The 16,248-nt window shown below is 58.8% G+C and carries 16 protein-coding genes and 4 pseudogenes; 8 read left to right on the top strand and 12 right to left on the bottom strand.

The genetic code is table 11. The annotated features are described in order from the left end of the window. The 3 genes and pseudogenes from MUN79_RS28610 to MUN79_RS28600 all read right to left on the bottom strand — a co-directional run. Window positions 1-594, bottom strand: coding sequence for a hypothetical protein (locus MUN79_RS28610; protein WP_244678486.1), 594 nt, complete (start codon window positions 592-594; stop codon window positions 1-3). Between the two features lie 98 nt (window positions 595-692). Beyond that, window positions 693-1,568, bottom strand: coding sequence for a hypothetical protein (locus MUN79_RS28605; RefSeq protein WP_244678540.1), 876 nt, complete (start codon window positions 1,566-1,568; stop codon window positions 693-695). 81 nt (window positions 1,569-1,649) lie between these two features. Further along, window positions 1,650-1,796, bottom strand: a pseudogene (locus MUN79_RS28600) (hypothetical protein); the annotation flags it as partial. Between the two features lie 249 nt (window positions 1,797-2,045). Here MUN79_RS28600 and MUN79_RS28595 point away from each other — a divergent pair. The 3 genes and pseudogenes from MUN79_RS28595 (at window position 2,046) to MUN79_RS28585 (ending at window position 3,813) form a co-directional block, all read left to right on the top strand. Then, on the top strand, window positions 2,046-2,513 hold the full coding sequence (locus tag MUN79_RS28595; protein WP_244678485.1) for a LexA family protein: 468 nt from the start codon (window positions 2,046-2,048) through the stop codon (window positions 2,511-2,513). A 2-nt stretch (window positions 2,514-2,515) separates the two neighbouring features. Beyond that, a pseudogene (locus MUN79_RS32155) lies at window positions 2,516-2,910 on the top strand (Y-family DNA polymerase); the annotation flags it as partial. A gap of 84 nt (window positions 2,911-2,994) precedes the next feature. Continuing rightward, window positions 2,995-3,813, top strand: a complete 819-nt coding sequence (locus MUN79_RS28585; protein ID WP_375378286.1) for a DinB/UmuC family translesion DNA polymerase — start codon at window positions 2,995-2,997, stop codon at window positions 3,811-3,813. Between the two features lie 12 nt (window positions 3,814-3,825). Here the strand turns inward: MUN79_RS28585 and MUN79_RS28580 are convergent, their stop codons facing one another. The 4 genes from MUN79_RS28580 to MUN79_RS28565 form a co-directional block, all read right to left on the bottom strand. Next, window positions 3,826-4,932: a Fic/DOC family protein gene (locus MUN79_RS28580; protein WP_244678482.1), complete on the bottom strand. Its 1,107-nt coding sequence runs from the start codon at window positions 4,930-4,932 to the stop codon at window positions 3,826-3,828. Between the two features lie 62 nt (window positions 4,933-4,994). Beyond that, entirely contained in the window at window positions 4,995-5,276 is a 282-nt protein-coding gene (locus tag MUN79_RS28575; RefSeq protein WP_244678481.1) for an antitoxin VbhA family protein, read from the bottom strand. A 124-nt stretch (window positions 5,277-5,400) separates the two neighbouring features. Beyond that, window positions 5,401-5,760, bottom strand: coding sequence for a hypothetical protein (locus MUN79_RS28570; protein WP_244678480.1), 360 nt, complete (start codon window positions 5,758-5,760; stop codon window positions 5,401-5,403). Window positions 5,761-5,916: 156 nt separating this feature from the next. Then, window positions 5,917-6,246, bottom strand: a complete 330-nt coding sequence (locus MUN79_RS28565; RefSeq protein ID WP_244678479.1) for a hypothetical protein — start codon at window positions 6,244-6,246, stop codon at window positions 5,917-5,919. A 1,212-nt stretch (window positions 6,247-7,458) separates the two neighbouring features. Between MUN79_RS28565 and MUN79_RS28560 the strand changes: the two genes are divergently transcribed. Further along, window positions 7,459-8,397 (top strand): replication initiation protein, encoded by a 939-nt coding sequence (locus MUN79_RS28560; RefSeq protein WP_244678478.1) that lies wholly within the window; start codon window positions 7,459-7,461, stop codon window positions 8,395-8,397. A gap of 6 nt (window positions 8,398-8,403) precedes the next feature. Here MUN79_RS28560 and MUN79_RS28555 read toward each other — a convergent pair. After that, window positions 8,404-9,215, bottom strand: a pseudogene (locus tag MUN79_RS28555) (IS5 family transposase). A 258-nt stretch (window positions 9,216-9,473) separates the two neighbouring features. Here MUN79_RS28555 and MUN79_RS28550 point away from each other — a divergent pair. Then, window positions 9,474-10,371 (top strand): annotated as a pseudogene (locus tag MUN79_RS28550) (alpha/beta hydrolase family protein). A 36-nt stretch (window positions 10,372-10,407) separates the two neighbouring features. Here the strand turns inward: MUN79_RS28550 and MUN79_RS28545 are convergent. After that, window positions 10,408-11,337 carry a helix-turn-helix transcriptional regulator gene (locus MUN79_RS28545; RefSeq protein WP_244678477.1) on the bottom strand — a complete coding sequence of 310 codons (930 nt, stop codon included), beginning with the start codon at window positions 11,335-11,337 and terminating at the stop codon, window positions 10,408-10,410. A gap of 181 nt (window positions 11,338-11,518) precedes the next feature. Further along, window positions 11,519-12,214 carry an aldo/keto reductase gene (locus tag MUN79_RS28540; protein ID WP_244678476.1) on the bottom strand — a complete coding sequence of 232 codons (696 nt, stop codon included), beginning with the start codon at window positions 12,212-12,214 and terminating at the stop codon, window positions 11,519-11,521. A gap of 240 nt (window positions 12,215-12,454) precedes the next feature. Here MUN79_RS28540 and MUN79_RS30500 point away from each other — a divergent pair, with 240 nt between their 5' ends. Next, window positions 12,455-12,577, top strand: coding sequence for a hypothetical protein (locus MUN79_RS30500; RefSeq protein WP_262923098.1), 123 nt, complete (start codon window positions 12,455-12,457; stop codon window positions 12,575-12,577). A 391-nt stretch (window positions 12,578-12,968) separates the two neighbouring features. On the opposite strand, the gene MUN79_RS28535 is transcribed toward MUN79_RS30500, so the two are convergent. Further along, entirely contained in the window at window positions 12,969-13,361 is a 393-nt protein-coding gene (locus MUN79_RS28535; RefSeq protein ID WP_244678539.1) for a winged helix-turn-helix transcriptional regulator, read from the bottom strand. A 57-nt stretch (window positions 13,362-13,418) separates the two neighbouring features. Between MUN79_RS28535 and MUN79_RS28530 the strand changes: the two genes are divergently transcribed. Then, window positions 13,419-14,261, top strand: coding sequence for an SDR family oxidoreductase (locus tag MUN79_RS28530; protein ID WP_262923097.1), 843 nt, complete (start codon window positions 13,419-13,421; stop codon window positions 14,259-14,261). Then, window positions 14,219-14,383 (top strand): hypothetical protein, encoded by a 165-nt coding sequence (locus MUN79_RS28525; RefSeq protein WP_244678474.1) that lies wholly within the window; start codon window positions 14,219-14,221, stop codon window positions 14,381-14,383. The genes MUN79_RS28530 and MUN79_RS28525 overlap by 43 nt, the downstream gene beginning before the upstream one ends. A 183-nt stretch (window positions 14,384-14,566) precedes the next feature. Here the strand turns inward: MUN79_RS28525 and MUN79_RS28520 are convergent, their stop codons facing one another. Continuing rightward, entirely contained in the window at window positions 14,567-16,105 is a 1,539-nt protein-coding gene (locus tag MUN79_RS28520; RefSeq protein WP_244678473.1) for an aldehyde dehydrogenase family protein, read from the bottom strand. Window positions 16,106-16,248 lie beyond the last annotated feature (143 nt).

The raw sequence follows: 16,248 nt of genomic DNA, 5'->3' as shown, positions 1-16,248 counted from the left end.
CTACTCTTTTAAGGCTTTTTCGGCACGCTCATAAAACTCACGTGCCCCAAGGTGCACATCTTCGCCCACTTCCAAGCACCGGGATATAAAGCGGGAATAGAGGCGTTGGGAGCCCCGTTCTGATTCGACGGCTTCTTTCGCTTGCTCAATGATTTGGGTAGCTATATCCTCTGCCGTAAGACCAGTTACGCCCAATGAAGTGGCCCCTTTGGAAAGTAACAGCAGCGGGTCCCCTTTCACTGACACAGTTGATACAACTTGTTTAAAGCTTGCTTGAATCTTGTCGAGAACGCTCGTTGCCCGGACGGAAAGACCGGCAGAATCATAGGCTTCGGTAAGGGCTTTCCACACGGAGGCTTTGGCCGAATGGAACACCACCGTAGCCAGGGCATCGGGCTTCATCACGCGGGATACTTCCTTGAAAACCTGCCCCATCATGCGGCCATAGTCGTCAACGCCTTTGCCTTGGGCATTGCTCATGATGACTTCCTCTGTTCGGTCGGTCATCCGCCCGAGCCATACCTCATTAATCTGATTGATTTCCGCATAGGGGATGTAGTCCCCGAAAGGCGGGTCGGTAAAAACATAATCCACACTGGCATCAGGAAGCTGAACGTTCGTACTGCTTGCGTTGATTACCTGGACCGTACTTCGGCTACCCTTGACGGTCTCAAAAGCCCGGGACAAGGAACCTACTTTTCGCTTAATGCCCTCAAAGACGTTCTTTTCAACCGGGAGGCCACTGATATAGAGCACGCCCGTTTGGGCGCCGGTGAGAACAAATTCACTGCCCCTTCTTTCACTACTACCCGGGTCATCAAGGTAGAATGACTGCCGTTATAGCTCAGAATGAGCAATCGCAGCGAGTCACGCAAGTCCTCCGAAAACTCATTCGTCAGTTCCCACAGAGTAGCAATTGCCAAGAAATTCCGGGAAGTATAGAAATGATGGAAGTGAGTGATGCCCTTATGATAACCAGCTCGGTACAGGTCTCCCCAGAAGACGGCTTCATTGGGAGCCGAGGTGGGCAGAAGCGTATTGGTCGCCCTTGCGTACACCTGTTCGTCCAGCTGAGAAGGCTTACGGTTCCAGTTACCCGTTTTGGACTTGCCGTAAATCTGAGCCAGAACACGTTTTTTTCTTTCAATGGGTACTCCAAGAAAGGGGTCGTTCACCGTCTCTGAGGCGCGCTCACAAGCATTGACAGCCAAAGCCTTCTCGCAAGCAGGGCAGGTAAAGGAATCTACCAACCGGATAGGGTCCCACCGCACCGCAGCATCCCAATAGGATACTTCCGTTTTACAGCTGGGGCAAACGAGCACATCCGACCAGATGGAATACCGAATGAACCCCATTTCCCCATGGGGGTCCAGAGCCTCGTACGCCCATCCTAGCTTTTTTTCTGCCTTCGCCAATAGCTGTTTTGCAGCAGCCTCGAACCTTTGTGGGTCAATGGGGCACGATAAGACCTTGGCTACAAATGCTCCGAGGGTACTCAGTTCATGCACAACGGCGTGGCGGGGTCCCCATTCAGGCTCTACACCCAAATCCAGGGCCATCTTAATCATTACCTCCGAGGGCTTATCACATAACAGAGCAGCTAGGCCTGTTGTGCCACTCCCACCAAAAACATCTAATACCTTATCACCGGGTTTCGTATGCGTTGCTATGAAGACAGCTATTGCTTCCGGTGAAATCTTGGTTACGTAGGAGAACGCGTTGTAAAGAGCTCCGGAGCGAGTTGAAGGCAAAGGTTTTGAGTAAACGCTTACTAGGCTCTTTGAAATTTTTGTCACTGGGCTATGTATTTAAAGGGCAATCGGTGTGTGATGAATTCTTAATCCCAAATGCAGCGGGACCTATTATTTCACGTGCACCTTGCATTGCTAAGACTTTCGGATGTCCCTCAGTAAAGGTACCAATCCTAAACATGTTGTTAGGACATCAATAGCAAAACTACACGCCCTGCCACTAATTTTAGCATTTTTTATACTAATTTTATTAGCATAACGTATACTTGCGGACAAATCTTGCCTCCGCCTATTATGCACAATGTTGAATTAATCCCAGTCCACGACTTACAAACACCCTTTTTACTTCCGCTTTTCAGTTGCACAGTATCTGCTGGCTTTCCCTCCCCGGCCTCTGACCATATCGATGAACTGTTCGATTTGAACCGCCTACTACTCCGCCATCCGGATGCGACCTACTTGGTGCGGGTGAGCGGAGAGAGCATGAAAAATGCAGAAATTCACGAAGGCGACCTGCTAGCAGTGGACAAGCAGATGGAAGCCGACCACAACCACATCGTCGTGGCCGTGGTGGACGGGGAGTGCACTGTCAAACGCTTGGTATGCGAGCATGGGACCTGGTGGCTCAAGCCGGAAAACCCTGACTACAAGGCCTGGGAAATCCACGATGCCGGCGACGTGAAAATCTGGGGTGTGGTGACCCATGTGCTCCACGAACTGATACCGGGTAAACTGGCAGCTCTGTTGCGCACCCGCGACTAGTTATGTACGCCCTAGTCGACTGCAACAATTTCTACGTATCCTGCGAGCGAGTCTTTCAACCTCGGCTCGAAGGCCGCCCCGTTGTCGTGCTTTCAAATAACGACGGTTGTTTGATATCCCGCAGTGCCGAGGCTAAGGCCCTGGGCCTACTCATGGGGACCCTTACTTCCAAGTTAAACCTCTGCTGGAACTGCACGACGTAGCCGTGTTTTCAAGCAACTATGCCCTATACGGTGACATGTCACGGCGCGTAATGTGGTACCTGCAGCAGGTGGCACCGGAAGTCGAAATCTACTCCATCGACGAAGCCTTCCTGGACCTGCACGGCATGGAGCGCTTCCTAGTTGATAGCCTAGACACATTTGCCCGACAAGTACGGTCCAATGTGCTGGCACGCACCGGTATTCCCACCTGTGTGGGGGTGGCTCCTACCAAGACGTTAGCCAAGCTGGCTAATCGACTGGCAAAGAAGAACCCATCAATGGGAGGGGTTTGCTATTTGGATACGGTTGCACGGCGTTGCTGGGCCTTGGAGCAAGTCGCCGTAGAAGATGTATGGGGCATCGGCCGCCAATACGCCCAGAAGCTCTACACCGCCGGCATCACCACCGCGGCCGGCTTGGCGGGTTGCTCCGAGGCTTTTGCCCGCAAACACCTGGGTGGGGTCGTTGGTGCCCGGCTCGTGCGCGAGCTGCAGGGCTATCCCTGTCAGGGCCTGGCCCCTAGTGAAGACGGCACGCTTTCGCGCCGCAGTTTGTGCTGCTCGCGCACCTTCGGCAAGCCGCTGAGTGCCTTTCCCGACGTGGCCGGGGCCGTGAGTGCTTTTGTCTCGCGGGCAGCGGAGAAGCTGCGCCGGCAAGGGGATGCAGCGCATACAATGACTGTTTTTATCAGCAAGAGCCGTTACGGCCTGGAACCCCCACCCTATTCCTGCTCTTGTATTTTCACGTTGCCGGTGGCTACAAATGATACGGTGGAGTTAGTCCGCTTTGCCCGAGCTGCGCTGAAGAAGCTCTGGCAACCAGGGATGCGTTACACCAAGGCCGGGGTGATACTCGACGGGTTGGAGCCAGCAGGGCAAACCCAGCTAACCTTGTTTGAGGCCGCTCCCGTCTCGGAAAAACGCATCCGCCTGATGGCCGAGCTGGACGCGCTCAACCGGCGCTTCGGAAAAGGCACCGTGAAGCTCGCAGCTACGGTCCTAGCGCCTGGTCAGCAAGTAGCTCCATGGGAAGGACAGGCACAATGGCGAACGCCGCAGTACACGACACGGTTGGAGGATTTATTGCTGGTTGGTTGAGCTAGCAAAAGCTTATAGCTTGGGCCCACGTCGCTTGGGTACTGGAGCTTTTTGCTTGACCTCTGCCGAGACCTTTGCTTGGATTTGACTCTGCGCCGTCTGCTCCAGCTTCACCAACTGCTGCACGCTCTGCGCCAAGGCAACCGCGTGCAGCACCAGCGGCGCTTCCTGTTTGAGTACCGGGTGCTTGGACACTTCGAGGGCCGCTTCCTGAATGCTACCGCCTCGTTGGGTTGCAGTGGCCTGGCCGTTCAGTACCTGGCTCATCTGCTGCAGCAGCTGGTTGCCGCGGGTAGTATCACCCCGGTCAATGTCCCGCAAGGCTCCCCCGATGACGTAGGCACTAGCCTGCAGCACCCGCTGTGCTTCCATCCGCTGCATGTCAGATGTAGGCGCCGCCAGGGGTCGCGCCTGGCTGGGGTCACGCAGCTTTTCAGCCTCCGGGCCGGGAATGTGCTTGATGGCCGTGCTCAGCAGCAGGGCCAGCGGCTCTAAGTTCTTTTCCGGCTGCAAAGGACCGTAGGGGCGGATGATGGCCAGGTCGCGCACGTTGTTGAGCTGCGCGGCGGCAGCCGGTACGAGTTCAACTTCGTAGCCGGCTTGCCGACCCAGCACGGCCATCACGGTCTGGATGGTGCGGCCGTTGCCTTCGCGAAAGGCATGGGTGTGGTTGTACTGGTCGAAGTAGTACGCGGCCCGCTGGGCGAACTGCGGCGGGGTCAGGCCGCGCAGGTTGTTTTCCAGCTGAAGCTGGGCGCCGATGGCATCAAGGCGCTGGTCAAGCTGCTCATAGGGACCATAGCGCATGAGGTCACCCTTAGGATTGAGCACATAGGTGGGCTTCTGTCCCTGGAATGGGCCGTTGGGTCCATGGGCGCGGGTCTGGCCAGCCCAATCGTACACGTCCTTGAACAGCTCGCGGTGGATCTGCTTGATATGCGCCGCATCAAACTGGCCCGGGATGTCCACCAGCCCGAGCACCACGCGCAGCATGGCGGGGATGGACAGAGCGCCCTCGGCTTCCCGCAACTCGTCCTGGTTGGTGATGCCCAGCCGGTTGTAGATGACTTGGTGGGTGGGGTCGTAGAATCCATCCTGAATAGCCAAGGCGTGCAGCAATGAGTGATAAAAAACCCGCCCAGCCGAAGGCCGGGCGGGTTATCAGGTAGCGTAGTGAGGGGCTAAGAAGCCAGCAGCAGCTCCTCGGGCTCCATCATGCCTTGCGGCGCAGCCGGGCTAGCAGCTCCAGCCGGGGCAGCGGCCCGGTTGGCGTAGTAACTTTTCAGCTCGTCAGTGACGTCCTGCAGCGTCAGCTCGCCGGCCACGTAGCGGGCGTATACAGCTTCAGCGGCCGGACCGGGCACGGCCCCCTGGGCGACGCTCCAGGCGCGGGCCTTGTCGATGAGCTCCTGCCGCTGGGCGGTGGTCTGCTCCCGCTCGGAATACGTGATGCTGTTGTTCATCGGTCGAGGGTCAAGGGTGATACACTAAAGTAAACGTATTTCCGTACTAAATGGCTCCCGTTGCGGCAAGAACTGTCGGGATTACCGTGACAATTTTCGCACTGAAAAGGATGATGCGGGGACCCTATTCCGCCGCTGTGAGAAACTTCAGCTGGCTTTGAAAGGCGGCCAGCGCTTCGGCATCCGGCAGCAGAAAGCACGGGGTCTTGCTGCCCAGCGGGTAGTGCAGCAGCTCGGTGGGCACGGCCAGGGTGCTGAGCAACCGCTGCACCAAGCGCGGTTCCTCGCGCTTAAGCTTGCCGTTTTTGAGATTGATGACGTTGGTGTAGGTGAGCTGATGTGTTTCACAAAAAGGCTTCAATCCACCGCTGCCCAGCATTTTCAGCCGCCCCTGGGCATAGCTCAGGGCCTCGGGATAGGAAACGGTCAGACTCAGGTTGGGAAAGGGTAACGGGGCCACTTCCGGGCACTGGGCAACTTCCATACAATTCAGGTTTTATCATCCGGGGTGCTATTCCGCCGGCTAAGACACGACGAAACTACTACGCCTAGGCACGCCCAGGGCGAAAAAAGGACGAGTGGTAAAAAGTTGGTGATGAAATGCACCACGCCCACGCGAATGGGCCGGCGACGCACCAGGCTAGTGCTGCTTGGGCCGGCCCAGCTGCGGGGTGGGGACCACCACCGGGTGCCGCATCTGGTAGTAGGCCAGCTCGAACACGGTGGGCAGGTCCAGCTTGGCCAGCTCGGCTAGGCGCTGCAGTTCCTCGAGCGTGGCAGTTTCAGGCTTCTGCATGCGCAGGGCCAGGGTGCGCGGCACAACTTTCCAGGCCTCTGACACTTCCTTGCGGGTGCCCAGCGAGTGAATCAGCTCCGCCAGCGAGCGGCAGGCCACGGGCACTTTTGGGGGTTGCTCGCGCTCCAGGGGCAGCACCTGAATGGTCAGCGGCGCGGGTTTAGGGGTTTTCATGCCGTGAAATAAAGAAGCTAAATTGGCATACTTACGCGCCGGCGCAATTATCGCATAAGAGGTGACATTTCTTCCTCTGGTTGTTCACTTATAAAAAGTGGTTTTTCAAGGAGCTTTCTTCTCCCTGGGCATGCCTGACTGGCAGTAGGTAGGGGACGGCCCAGATTAGAGCCAGCTCACCTTCACCTGATCACGGCTCCCTTCAGCTAGTGGACCGGTGGCGAAAGGATAGCTTTCGATTAGCGAAAGGATAGTTTTTGTAAGTCGACCCGCGGGCTCCGTACTCGGAGTTCTCCACAGCGGGCTGACCTGGTTCAGCAGCGAAAATCAGCAAGCTTACCTATCAAAACAGCCTTCTCGGCCATTTTAGGCAGCTTTTGAAGCACCCAGCATAGCGTCTTGTCGTCTTCGAAAGGATAGAAATGGTAAGTCAAACCGGGGGTTGACCACCCGTGCCGGCCGCAGATTTGCAGGAATAGTGGCTTGAGGGGCTGCAAACGCTTACCATTTCTATCCTTTCAGCAAAGTCTGGGTGATTTGGCTTACCATTTCTATCCTTTTGCGCCTCCGGCACCTGGCCAGGACAAACAATCTCTATCCTTTTGCGAGTCCCTTACCAGCCATTTACCAACTCCGCGGCCAGGTGGGTAGGTAACGGCAGTTTCTTTTGGTGCTTTAGTAACAGATGAATCTGAAAAATGGCTCCTGTGTAGCCCCATGGCTATTTTTATACTATCTTCAGGGCTGATTCGGTCAGCGGGGAAGGCCTTATAAGTAATAAAAAGTATAATTTTTTCTTGAAATAGTGCAATGCTTTTTTGTGCTAAAATATGCTCCCTGTTTTGTTGTTTCCTTGTCTCGCCCTCCCGTTTTGTACCCCCTAAAAGCCTTTTGAAATCCGGACATCAACAAATTTGTGAGTTTTTTTTATTTGTCAAGTATTTACTCTATTTGCAGGGCTCACAAGCTCTTGATTTTCTGTTTTTTATACCCTCTTAAGGATAGTGATTGTAAGCGAAAGGATAGAGATGGTAAGTACAAAGGATAGTGATTGTAAGCGAAAGGATAGAAATGGTAAGCGAAAGGATAGAGATCGTAAGTGCAAGGGATAGAGATGGTAAGCGAAAGGATAGAAACTTAAGAAAGACTTACCTTAGATTCATAGTTATTCGTAAATTGATCTATTGAAGCTATTTATTTCGCCTCCCTCTTATGACTCTGCCCGCTACCACTGCTGACCCGAACTACCTGGAAATCCGGCAGCACAATGCCATCACCACGGCCCGTTACGAGATGAGCGCCTGCGAGATGGACATTGTCTTCTCGCTCTTATCCGTGCTGCGCAAGGAAGATAAGCCGGGTACCATCTACCGCATCCGCGTCAAGGAGCTGGAGCAGCTTACGGGCCGGGTCTGGAACTACCAGCGCCTGCTGGAGGCCACCTCCAACCTGCGCAGCCGCGAGTACCACATCGAGGATAACAAGCACGTGCTGCAGGTGGGTCTGCTGGCCTCGGCCCTCTACATCAAGGGCGAGGGCATCATTGAACTGGAAATCTCCGAGCGCATGCGGCGCTACCTGATTGATCTGAAGAACAACTTTACCTCCTACCGCCTGCAGTCGGTGTTCAGCCTATCGAGCAAGTACGCCAAACGCATCTACCAGATTGCTTCGCAGTGGAAGGACATCGGCGAGACCAAGACTTTTACCCTGGACGAGTTCAAAATTATGCTCTCGCTCAAGGACCCCAAGGGCCACGAGCCGGAACAGTACGAGAAGATTTCGGCTCTGCAGAAGTACGTGCTCGACGTGGCCACTACCCAGATCAACGAGCACACTGACCTGCGCATCAACTACGAGCTGATCAAGAAAGGGCGCTCGTTTCACAGCATCCGCTTCTTTGTCAATGGCCAAGTGCCCCAGCAGCTGCCCATTCCCTTCGAGGATGGCGCCGAGGAAGAAAAGCAGCGCCGGGCCCTGCAGAACCTGGAGGAGCTGGAAATCCGGGACCCCAAGCTCATCAGCCAGATTCTGGGTGATGCTAAGAAGCTCAATGCCTTGTTCTCGTTCACCTACAAGCACAAAATCGGCAAGGTAAAGGCGGACAAAAACCCGGGCGGGCTGTTTCTCAAAATGGTAGGTCTGCGCTAGAGCGTGTTAATGACTTAGCAGGTTAATGTAATTTGCTTTGACGAGCATGAGGCAGGCAAACACAAAGTAGTGAATGCCTGCCAGGGTGCTGGTGAGGCGTTCGTAATCCCGTGCCAATCGGCGGAACCGGGCCGCCCAGGCAAAGGAGCGTTCCACAACCCAGCGCTTGGGCAGCAGCACAAAGCCGCGTTTGGCCGCGGGTAATTTCACCACGTGCAGGGCGATGCCCTGCTCCGCGGCGGCCTGCGCCGGTTCCTGTCCTGTGTAGCCTTGGTCGACGTAGGCCAGCGTGACCGATTGGTCCGTAATGGCCTGCACTTCTTCGGCCAGGGCCGCTACCTGGGCCCGGTCCTGCTCGTTGGCCGGCGTGACCAGCACCGCCAGCAGGTGCCCGAGCGTGTCGACGGCGATGTGCACCTTGCTGCCCTTGCGCCGTTTGGCCCCGTCGTAGCCGGCCCGGGGCCGCTTTCCGGCGTGCTTTGCAGCGTGCGGCTGTCGAGCAGCATGGCCGAGGGCTCAGCCGGTCGGCCTTAAGCTGTGCGCAGCAACTGGCGCAAATCGTCGACCATGGTTTCGAAACAGGGGGCCTCCAGCCAGCGGCGCAACTGCTGGTAAACGGCCGGCCAGGCCGGAAAATCGCCCGGTAGGTAGCGCCAGGGCACCCCGGTGCGGGCCAGGTAGCGCACAGCGTTGAACAAGCTCCGCAGCGGGTATTCCCGTTGCGGGGCCGCTTCGCGCATCAACGTCAGGTAGGGCGCGGCAAAGGCCCATTCTTCGTCGCTGACATCGCTCGGATAACCAGGGTGGGGCTTTGTCATCCCCCAATTTCTTCAATTAGTCATTAACACGCTCTAGGGTGCTCGATGCTAGTTGTTGAAGCATGTTAGACACAAACACGGAGGTGTAACTGAACAAACAGCCGCGCTCGCAGCCAAATGACAAGATTTTTTTTATACGCTTCCGCAATTTGTGCGGCATAAACCGGATTCTGAATGCCTGGTAATGGGCCTGACGGCGGGACTTTTGTCGTGGAAGCAGCCGCCCAATATCCCAGCTTTTCCCGAAGATTAATGCTCATGAACGACTTGCTTTGTAGCCTCTCACTCAGCTCGCCGGCCCCGGTTATCTCCGTTAGCCCGGTCGTGGTTGCTGCGCCGGTGAGTGGGCGTGAGCTGCCGGTACTCCTCTTTTCGCACGGCAACGGGTCCTCTTTGCACGGCTACGGCCCCCTGGTTCAATTCTGGGCGGCGCACGGCTTCGTCGTGGTGCAGCCGACGCACCTGGATTCGCGCACCCTCGGCCTGCCCCCGACGATGCCCGCCGGCCCGTCATCTGGCGGCACCGGGTGGCGGACCTGCGCCACATCCTCGACAACCTGGCGATGGTGGAGGACGCCATTCCGGGCCTGCGCGGCCGCCTCGACCACGCCCGCGTGGCCGTGGCCGGGCACTCCTACGGCGGGCAGACGGCGGGTATGCTGCTCGGCGCCCGCCTGCCCGACCCGGCCGACGGGCAGGAAGTCAACCTGTTGGATGCCCGGGTGAAGGCGGGCATCCTGCTGGCCGCGCCAGGCCGGGGTGGGGCCGATTTAAGCCCGGCGGCGGCCCGCAATCACCCCTTTCTGCAGCCCGACTTCCGCTACCTGACGACCCCCACGCTGGTCGTGGTCGGGGACCACGACGTATCCAGCATGAGCCCGCGCGGGGCCGACTGGCGGGCCGATGCCTACCGGCTAAGTCCGCCCGGTGGCAAGTGCTTGCTCACGTTGTTCGGGGCCGAGCACTCGCTGGGCGGCATTGCCGGGTACGAGTCACGGGAAACCACGGATGAAAGCCCGGCGCGCGTCGCCGCCCTCCAGCACCTGACCTGGGCCTACCTGCGCAGTACCCTTTTTCCCACCGACCCGGCCTGGCCGGCTGCCTGCCAGCCTTACGGGCGCAGCCCCAGCCGCTCGGTCAGGTGGAGTGCCGCTAGGGCTGCCCTCCCCTACCTGCTAGCCGGCGGAGAGCGTTAGGCTGGCACCGGAATGGCCGCCTCAGTTGCCAGTTGCTTGAATTCGGTAGGGGTAAGGCCAGTCTTCTGCTTGAAGAGGCGGCCGAGGTAGGAGGGACTTTCGAAGCCCAGGCGAAAGGCTACCTCGCGCACGCTCAAGGGCGTGCTCAGTAGCAGTTGCCGGGCTTTTTCGAGCAGCGCGGCGTGCAGGTGCTGCTGGGCGTTCTGGCCCGTGTGCCGGCGCAGGACCTCGCCCAGGTAGGTGGGCGCCACGTGCAGGGCCTCCGCCAGGTGCTGCACGGTGGGCAGGGGCTGGTCGGCGGCGTGGTCCAGGTACGCTGCCAGCAGGGCCTCGAAGCGACTGAGCAGGTCGGGGCCGCCGACCGGTTCGGTGGGAAATTGCCGGTGGTAGGCTCGGCTAGCTACTTGTAGCAGCACGTCGAGCTGGGTGCCGAGCAGCTGCTGGCTGAAGGCATCGGCAGGCAGCGCGCTTTCCTGTCGCAGCCCCTGCACGGCATGCCGTAGTCGTTGCTCCTCGGCGGCCGAGAGCGCCAGGGCCTGCCGCACGCGATAGCTAAAGAAGGGATAGCGGCCCAGCGGCGAGTTGGCTGACGGGCGCCCCAGCAAATCCGGGTGAAAGACGACCAGCCAGCCGGCGCCGGCCTGGTCGGCGCTGGGGCAGAACGTCACGGGCTGGCCGGGCGCGAAGAAGCCCAGTTCGCCCGGCTGGTAGTCGTACTCCTGCTGCCCGTAGGGAAGTGGCCCGTCAAAGTGCCGCTTGAGCAGGATAACGTAGAGCGCGCGCCAAGCGGGAGCAGCGGCCACCCCGGCGGGTGGGTGCTGGGCCAGGTCCACGACCGCGACCAACGGGTGGGCCGGGGCAGGAAAGCCGTAGTGCCGCGTGAAGTCGGCCACAGTGGACAGGGTAGCGAAGGGCGGAATACTCATGGGGCTAATAAAACCTAAACTACGAAGAAACCCGTGCTATCCGCCCACTACCAGATGGTAGTGGCGGACAGCACGGGTAACTGGGCACCCGGCTAAGTGACCGGGCGGTGCGGCGACTTAGCGGTGCCAGTCTGGACGCGAAGCTCCTTAGTGGCTTCGCGCATCCAGGACCTGCATATCCTCAGCCGTAAGGGACAGGTGCAGCGCCTGCATATTTTCGGCCAGGTGGGTCAGGCTGGTCGTGCCGGGAATCGGCAACACGTTGGGGCATGGTGAAGCAACCAACTAAGGGCGACTTGCCGGACCGAAACTTGGTGCCGTTCGGCGACTTGCTGGAGGGCGTCCGTTTCCTGCACCTGCCCCCACCAATGGGGAACCACGGAATAAAGGCAATGCCCTGCGCTTGGCAGTACGCCAGCACGGGCTCGGCCGCCCGGTCGAAAAGGCTGTAGCGGTTCTGCACGGAGGCCACCGGAAAGTGCTGCTGGGCGAGTTGAATGTCTTCGACCGACACTTCCGATAAGCCCAGGTGCCGCACCAGGCCCTGCTGCTGGGCCTGCGCCAAGGCGGCAAACGTGCGTTCGGCGGGCACCCGCGGGTCGAGGCGGTGCAGCTGGTAGAGGTCGAGGCGTTCGAGCTTCAGGCGGCGCAGGCTGCCGGCCAGGGCCTCGTGCAAGTGCTGGGGAGTGCCATCGAGCAGCACCTCCTGGCCGGGACCGTAGCGCACCACGCCGCCTTTGGTGCCCACCACCAGCCCGGCGGGGTAGGGATGCAGCGCCTCGGCAATCAACTCTTCCGACACAAAGGGGCCGTACATGTCGGCTGTATCAATAAAGGTCACGCCGAGTTCGACGGCCCGTCTTAGTAGCGCGAGCATCGCCGGTCGGTCCGTGGGGGACCATAAAGACCGGGACCGGTGATGCGCATCGCCCGAAGCCGAGCCGGCTGGTCGGTAAGTCGCCCCAAGGGCAAAAGTGGTTTCTAGCGGCAAAGAAGTGGTCATGACTGGGGATAATAGGGGGTGTGGACTCCTGCGGCGCGAGGCCGAAGAGTACCACAAAGTTCAGCGGCGGCACCACGCAGCAAGCCATTCAAATGCGCGTTTGACTCGCACAAATTGCGGAATAGAGTACCCCGCTGCCCAGCCATCATCGTGGATACGCCCTGCCGGGAGCAGCCACTCAACATCAACCAGCTTGCCCAGCCCCTAAACAGTCCGAAGGTCACGCACGACAAGTAGCTAAGGCAATGAGGCCTGGTCACTCATAGCTGCCAAAAAGCGGGTGCCTACCAGCCCACCAATTACCTTTTGGACCAAACTTTTAACCAAGGCCATGATTGGCTCACCACGAGCCGGCATCTAATTGAAATTCGTTGAATGAGCGCCGTGGGGCTTTTTTTTACAGCGATTGAATCGGCTCACGATTGGCTCAGGCAGTAGAATAGCAAGGGGGCACTGCTTAAGGCCAAACTTGTCCATAAAGGCATTCTTCGGCTTAAACAGTTAGGTCGCTGCTAGCTTCACGCTGGCCTCCACGGCGGGGTTGTGCGCCATTTCTAAGTCTTCCTTCATAATAGCCAGGGTATTGCTCAGCATGATGCGGACTTGCGGCATCAGCACCAGTTGCGTCTTAGCCGAGGTCATTAACTGACCGGGGCTTGGTTGGGGCCAAGGCTTGCTGTCGGGCCTGCAGAATGGCTGGCGCGTGCTCTTTGGCCCACTGCCCCAAGTGCAGCACGGCCTCTAGCAAGCCCTGTCCCCTGTCGGTGAGCTGGTACTCGACGCGGGGTGGTACCTCGGCATACACCGTGCGCGCTACCAGCCCGTCGCTTTCCAGCGAACGAAGCGTGACGGTGAGCATGCGTTGGGAGATGCCCGCAATGTTTTTGCGCAATTCGTTGAAGCGCAACTGCTCAGCGCTGCCTAAGTACAGAATGGCCAACAGCGACCATTTGTCGCCCACCCGGTCCAACACATCCCGCACGGGGCAGAACGCAAAGCCATCTTCGGGTACGGTCAGCATTTTTTTTGCGGCCGCCGCATTTTTAAGTGTCTGAGTAGTAGCAGTAGTTACACGCATGTGCCTGAGGAAGAAAAAGATGCCTTCTTGCGCTGGGAAAGACCGGCGGGTACCTTTGAGTTACCAAAAGTAACCATTGAACCCCCTTTTTCCAACTGCTATGCTTGCCATCACCGGCGCCACGGGCCACCTCGGCCAAGCCACCATTCAGGCCTTGCTGACCAAGGCCGCCCCCACGAAATTAGGGCCGTTGTGCGGGACCCGCAGAAGGCCTCCACGCTAGCCCAGCAAGGGGTACAAGTACGACCAGGCGACTACAACGACCCGGCGTCGCTGGAAGCCGCCTTCCAGGGTATTGATACCGTGCTGCTCATCTCCACGAGTGAGACGCAGCACCAGCTGCGGGTGCAGCAGCACCAGCATGCCATCGACGCGGCCAAACAGGCAGGCGTGCGCCACGTTATCTATACCAGCGTGGTGAACCCCTCGCCTGATTCCCAGTTCGGGGCCTCGGCTAGCCACCTGCTCACCGAAGACTACCTGCGGGCCTCGGGCCTGGCCTACACAGTCTTCCGCAACACGCTCTACCTGGATCTAGTACCCCTGTTTGTGGGGGCGGAAGCCTTGACCACGGGCCACCTCTACTTTGCCGCTGGGGAAGGAAAGGTGAGCTACGCCTTGCGCGATGACATTGCCCAGGCCTTGGCCACCGTGCTGACCACTACGGGGCACGAAAACCAGGTCTACGACATTGCGCCCGGTCCAGCCTACTCGTTCGCCGACGTGGCAGCGACGTTAAGCCAGGTAAGTGGCCGGGCGGTGGACTACGTGCCTATCTCGGGGCGGACATGGCCGCTGCTATGCGGCAGCACCAAGTGCCCGAGCCCTTCGTGGCCGTCATGAGCGGTATCGCGGCCGCCATGCACGCCCAGGAGTTCAACGTGTCGGGGTCTGCTCTCGCTCAGCTACTGGGTCAGGAGCCGACCAGCCTGCTGACGTATCTACAGTCCGTGTACGGGAAATAAGGGCCGAAATGGTTTGCCATTGCTGTCCAAGCAACCAGGACTGTCATCCGGACGGTCCTGGTTTTTTTGCTTAAGGGAGGGGAGCAGGTTCTCGCTACATCTACTCGCTATTCAACTGCTGGCTTTGGCACCAGCAGCCGACCACCTAACAAGAGGATGTACCAGCTTCTAATGAGCTATTCGCTACCCCGCGACGGGCAGCAGCGTGGCGCTGCCAAAGTTGCCCAGCAGCGGTTTATCACCGGCCGTTACGGCCTCCACGAGCAGTGCCCCGCCCACAAAAGCCCCCTTCCAGGACTCTCCCAGGCCACCAAACACCTCGTCGCGGTCACCCCGTGAGCGGAGTTGATTGATGCCCACTTTGAAGGCCCGCACCTCTTGGGCGGTGCGGGAAGCCCACGCGGCATCGTCGCTGGCCAGCGACGCCACCAGGGCGCCGTTGCTGATGTTCATCTCGCCCACCAGCTCATCTACCCGGTCCACGAGCACGATGCTGTCGAGCGGGCCAAAGGGCTCCTTGAAATACAGTTCGCTCTGGCGGGTCAAGCCCACCAGGGCGCGGGGGGCGCGGTAAGCGGCGCGGTCCTGTCCTGGCAGAAACAGACGCTCGTCCAACTGGCCTTCGTAGATGGGGATGGCGCCGGTTTTTAGCGCATCCGCGTGGAGCTGGTCCAGCGCCATAGCCTGCGCCTTGTTGATAACCGGCCCGAAATCCAGGTTGGGTAAGGCGTCCGTTGCGTGGTCGACCAAGGTCGGATTGCCAACGGCGAGGCTGCCGATGGCTTGGGTGTACGTGTCGAGAAACTGCGGAAACAGCCGCCGCTCGACCACGAAGCGTACGTAGGCCGTGCACCGCTGCTTGCCGTAGTCGTAGCCTTTCTTGAGCTGCTCGCCCAAGCTCTTCCAATCGGTGTAGTCCCAGATGCCGTAGGTATTGACGCCCTCCATCTCCAGCATGTAGCGCTTCTGGTGCTGCGTGAGAGCGTCGGCAATGACGCGGCCGTTGTAGCGCCCGCCCACGAAGGAGAGGCAGTCGACCGCCTTGTGGCGTACCAGCACCTCGCTCAGCTCGCCGCCGGAGCCGCTGACCAGGGTGACGGGCAGGCCACACCGGCGCGCCAGCGCAAAGACTAAGCTCAAGGAAATAAAGCCGCCATCCGTAGGCGTTTTAGCAATCACGGCATTGCCGCAAAGGGCCTGTACCAGCACGGCGTGCAACAGCACCGACATGGGGTAGTTCCAGGAGGCAATGTTGCTGACCAGGCCCAACGGGGTTCGACTACCCAGTAGGCCTTCGATATTATCAACGTACCAGTGCACGCCCTCAATGGCGCGGTCGATGTCGGTGAAGCCGGCCTTATATGTTTTGCCGATTTCCCACATCAGCAGCTTGCCGATGAGCTCGGCGTGCGTCCGCAAGAGGGCGAGGCACTTCTGCACTTGCGCGCGGCGCTCGTCTAGCTCAACGGCTGCCCAGCTGCCCGCCTCCCGCTTGGCGAAAACAACGGCGCGCTGGGCCGTAGCGTGGTCCAGCATGGGCAATGCGCCCAACGGGGTTCCATCAATGGGCGAGGTAACTGGTCGGGGCGTCCCGGGCTCCTGCCAACGGGCTTCCAGTAAGTTGAGAAACTGCCCGTTTTGGTTGACTATCTCGGGCGCAATCTGCTGAACCTGCGCCAGCAAGCCACTAAAGGCGACCTGAGGCGAAACAATTTTGGTCATGGTAACGAAAAAACAAGTGAGCCCATAGCGTAGGAATAGGCGCGCCACTGGCTTACACCATCGCGTTCCACTATCCTCTACTGGTTAAGTCCGGGCTCAGTCTTTTAAGGCTGCGAGAAGCAGCGTTATTGAAAAAATTAAAC

The sequence above is a fragment of the Hymenobacter cellulosilyticus genome (genome assembly GCF_022919215.1).
GTDB classification, from domain to species: Bacteria; Bacteroidota; Bacteroidia; order Cytophagales; family Hymenobacteraceae; genus Hymenobacter; species Hymenobacter cellulosilyticus.
The sequence above is the reverse complement of the archived record's forward strand: the minus strand, read 5'-3'. Positions and strand labels throughout refer to the sequence as shown.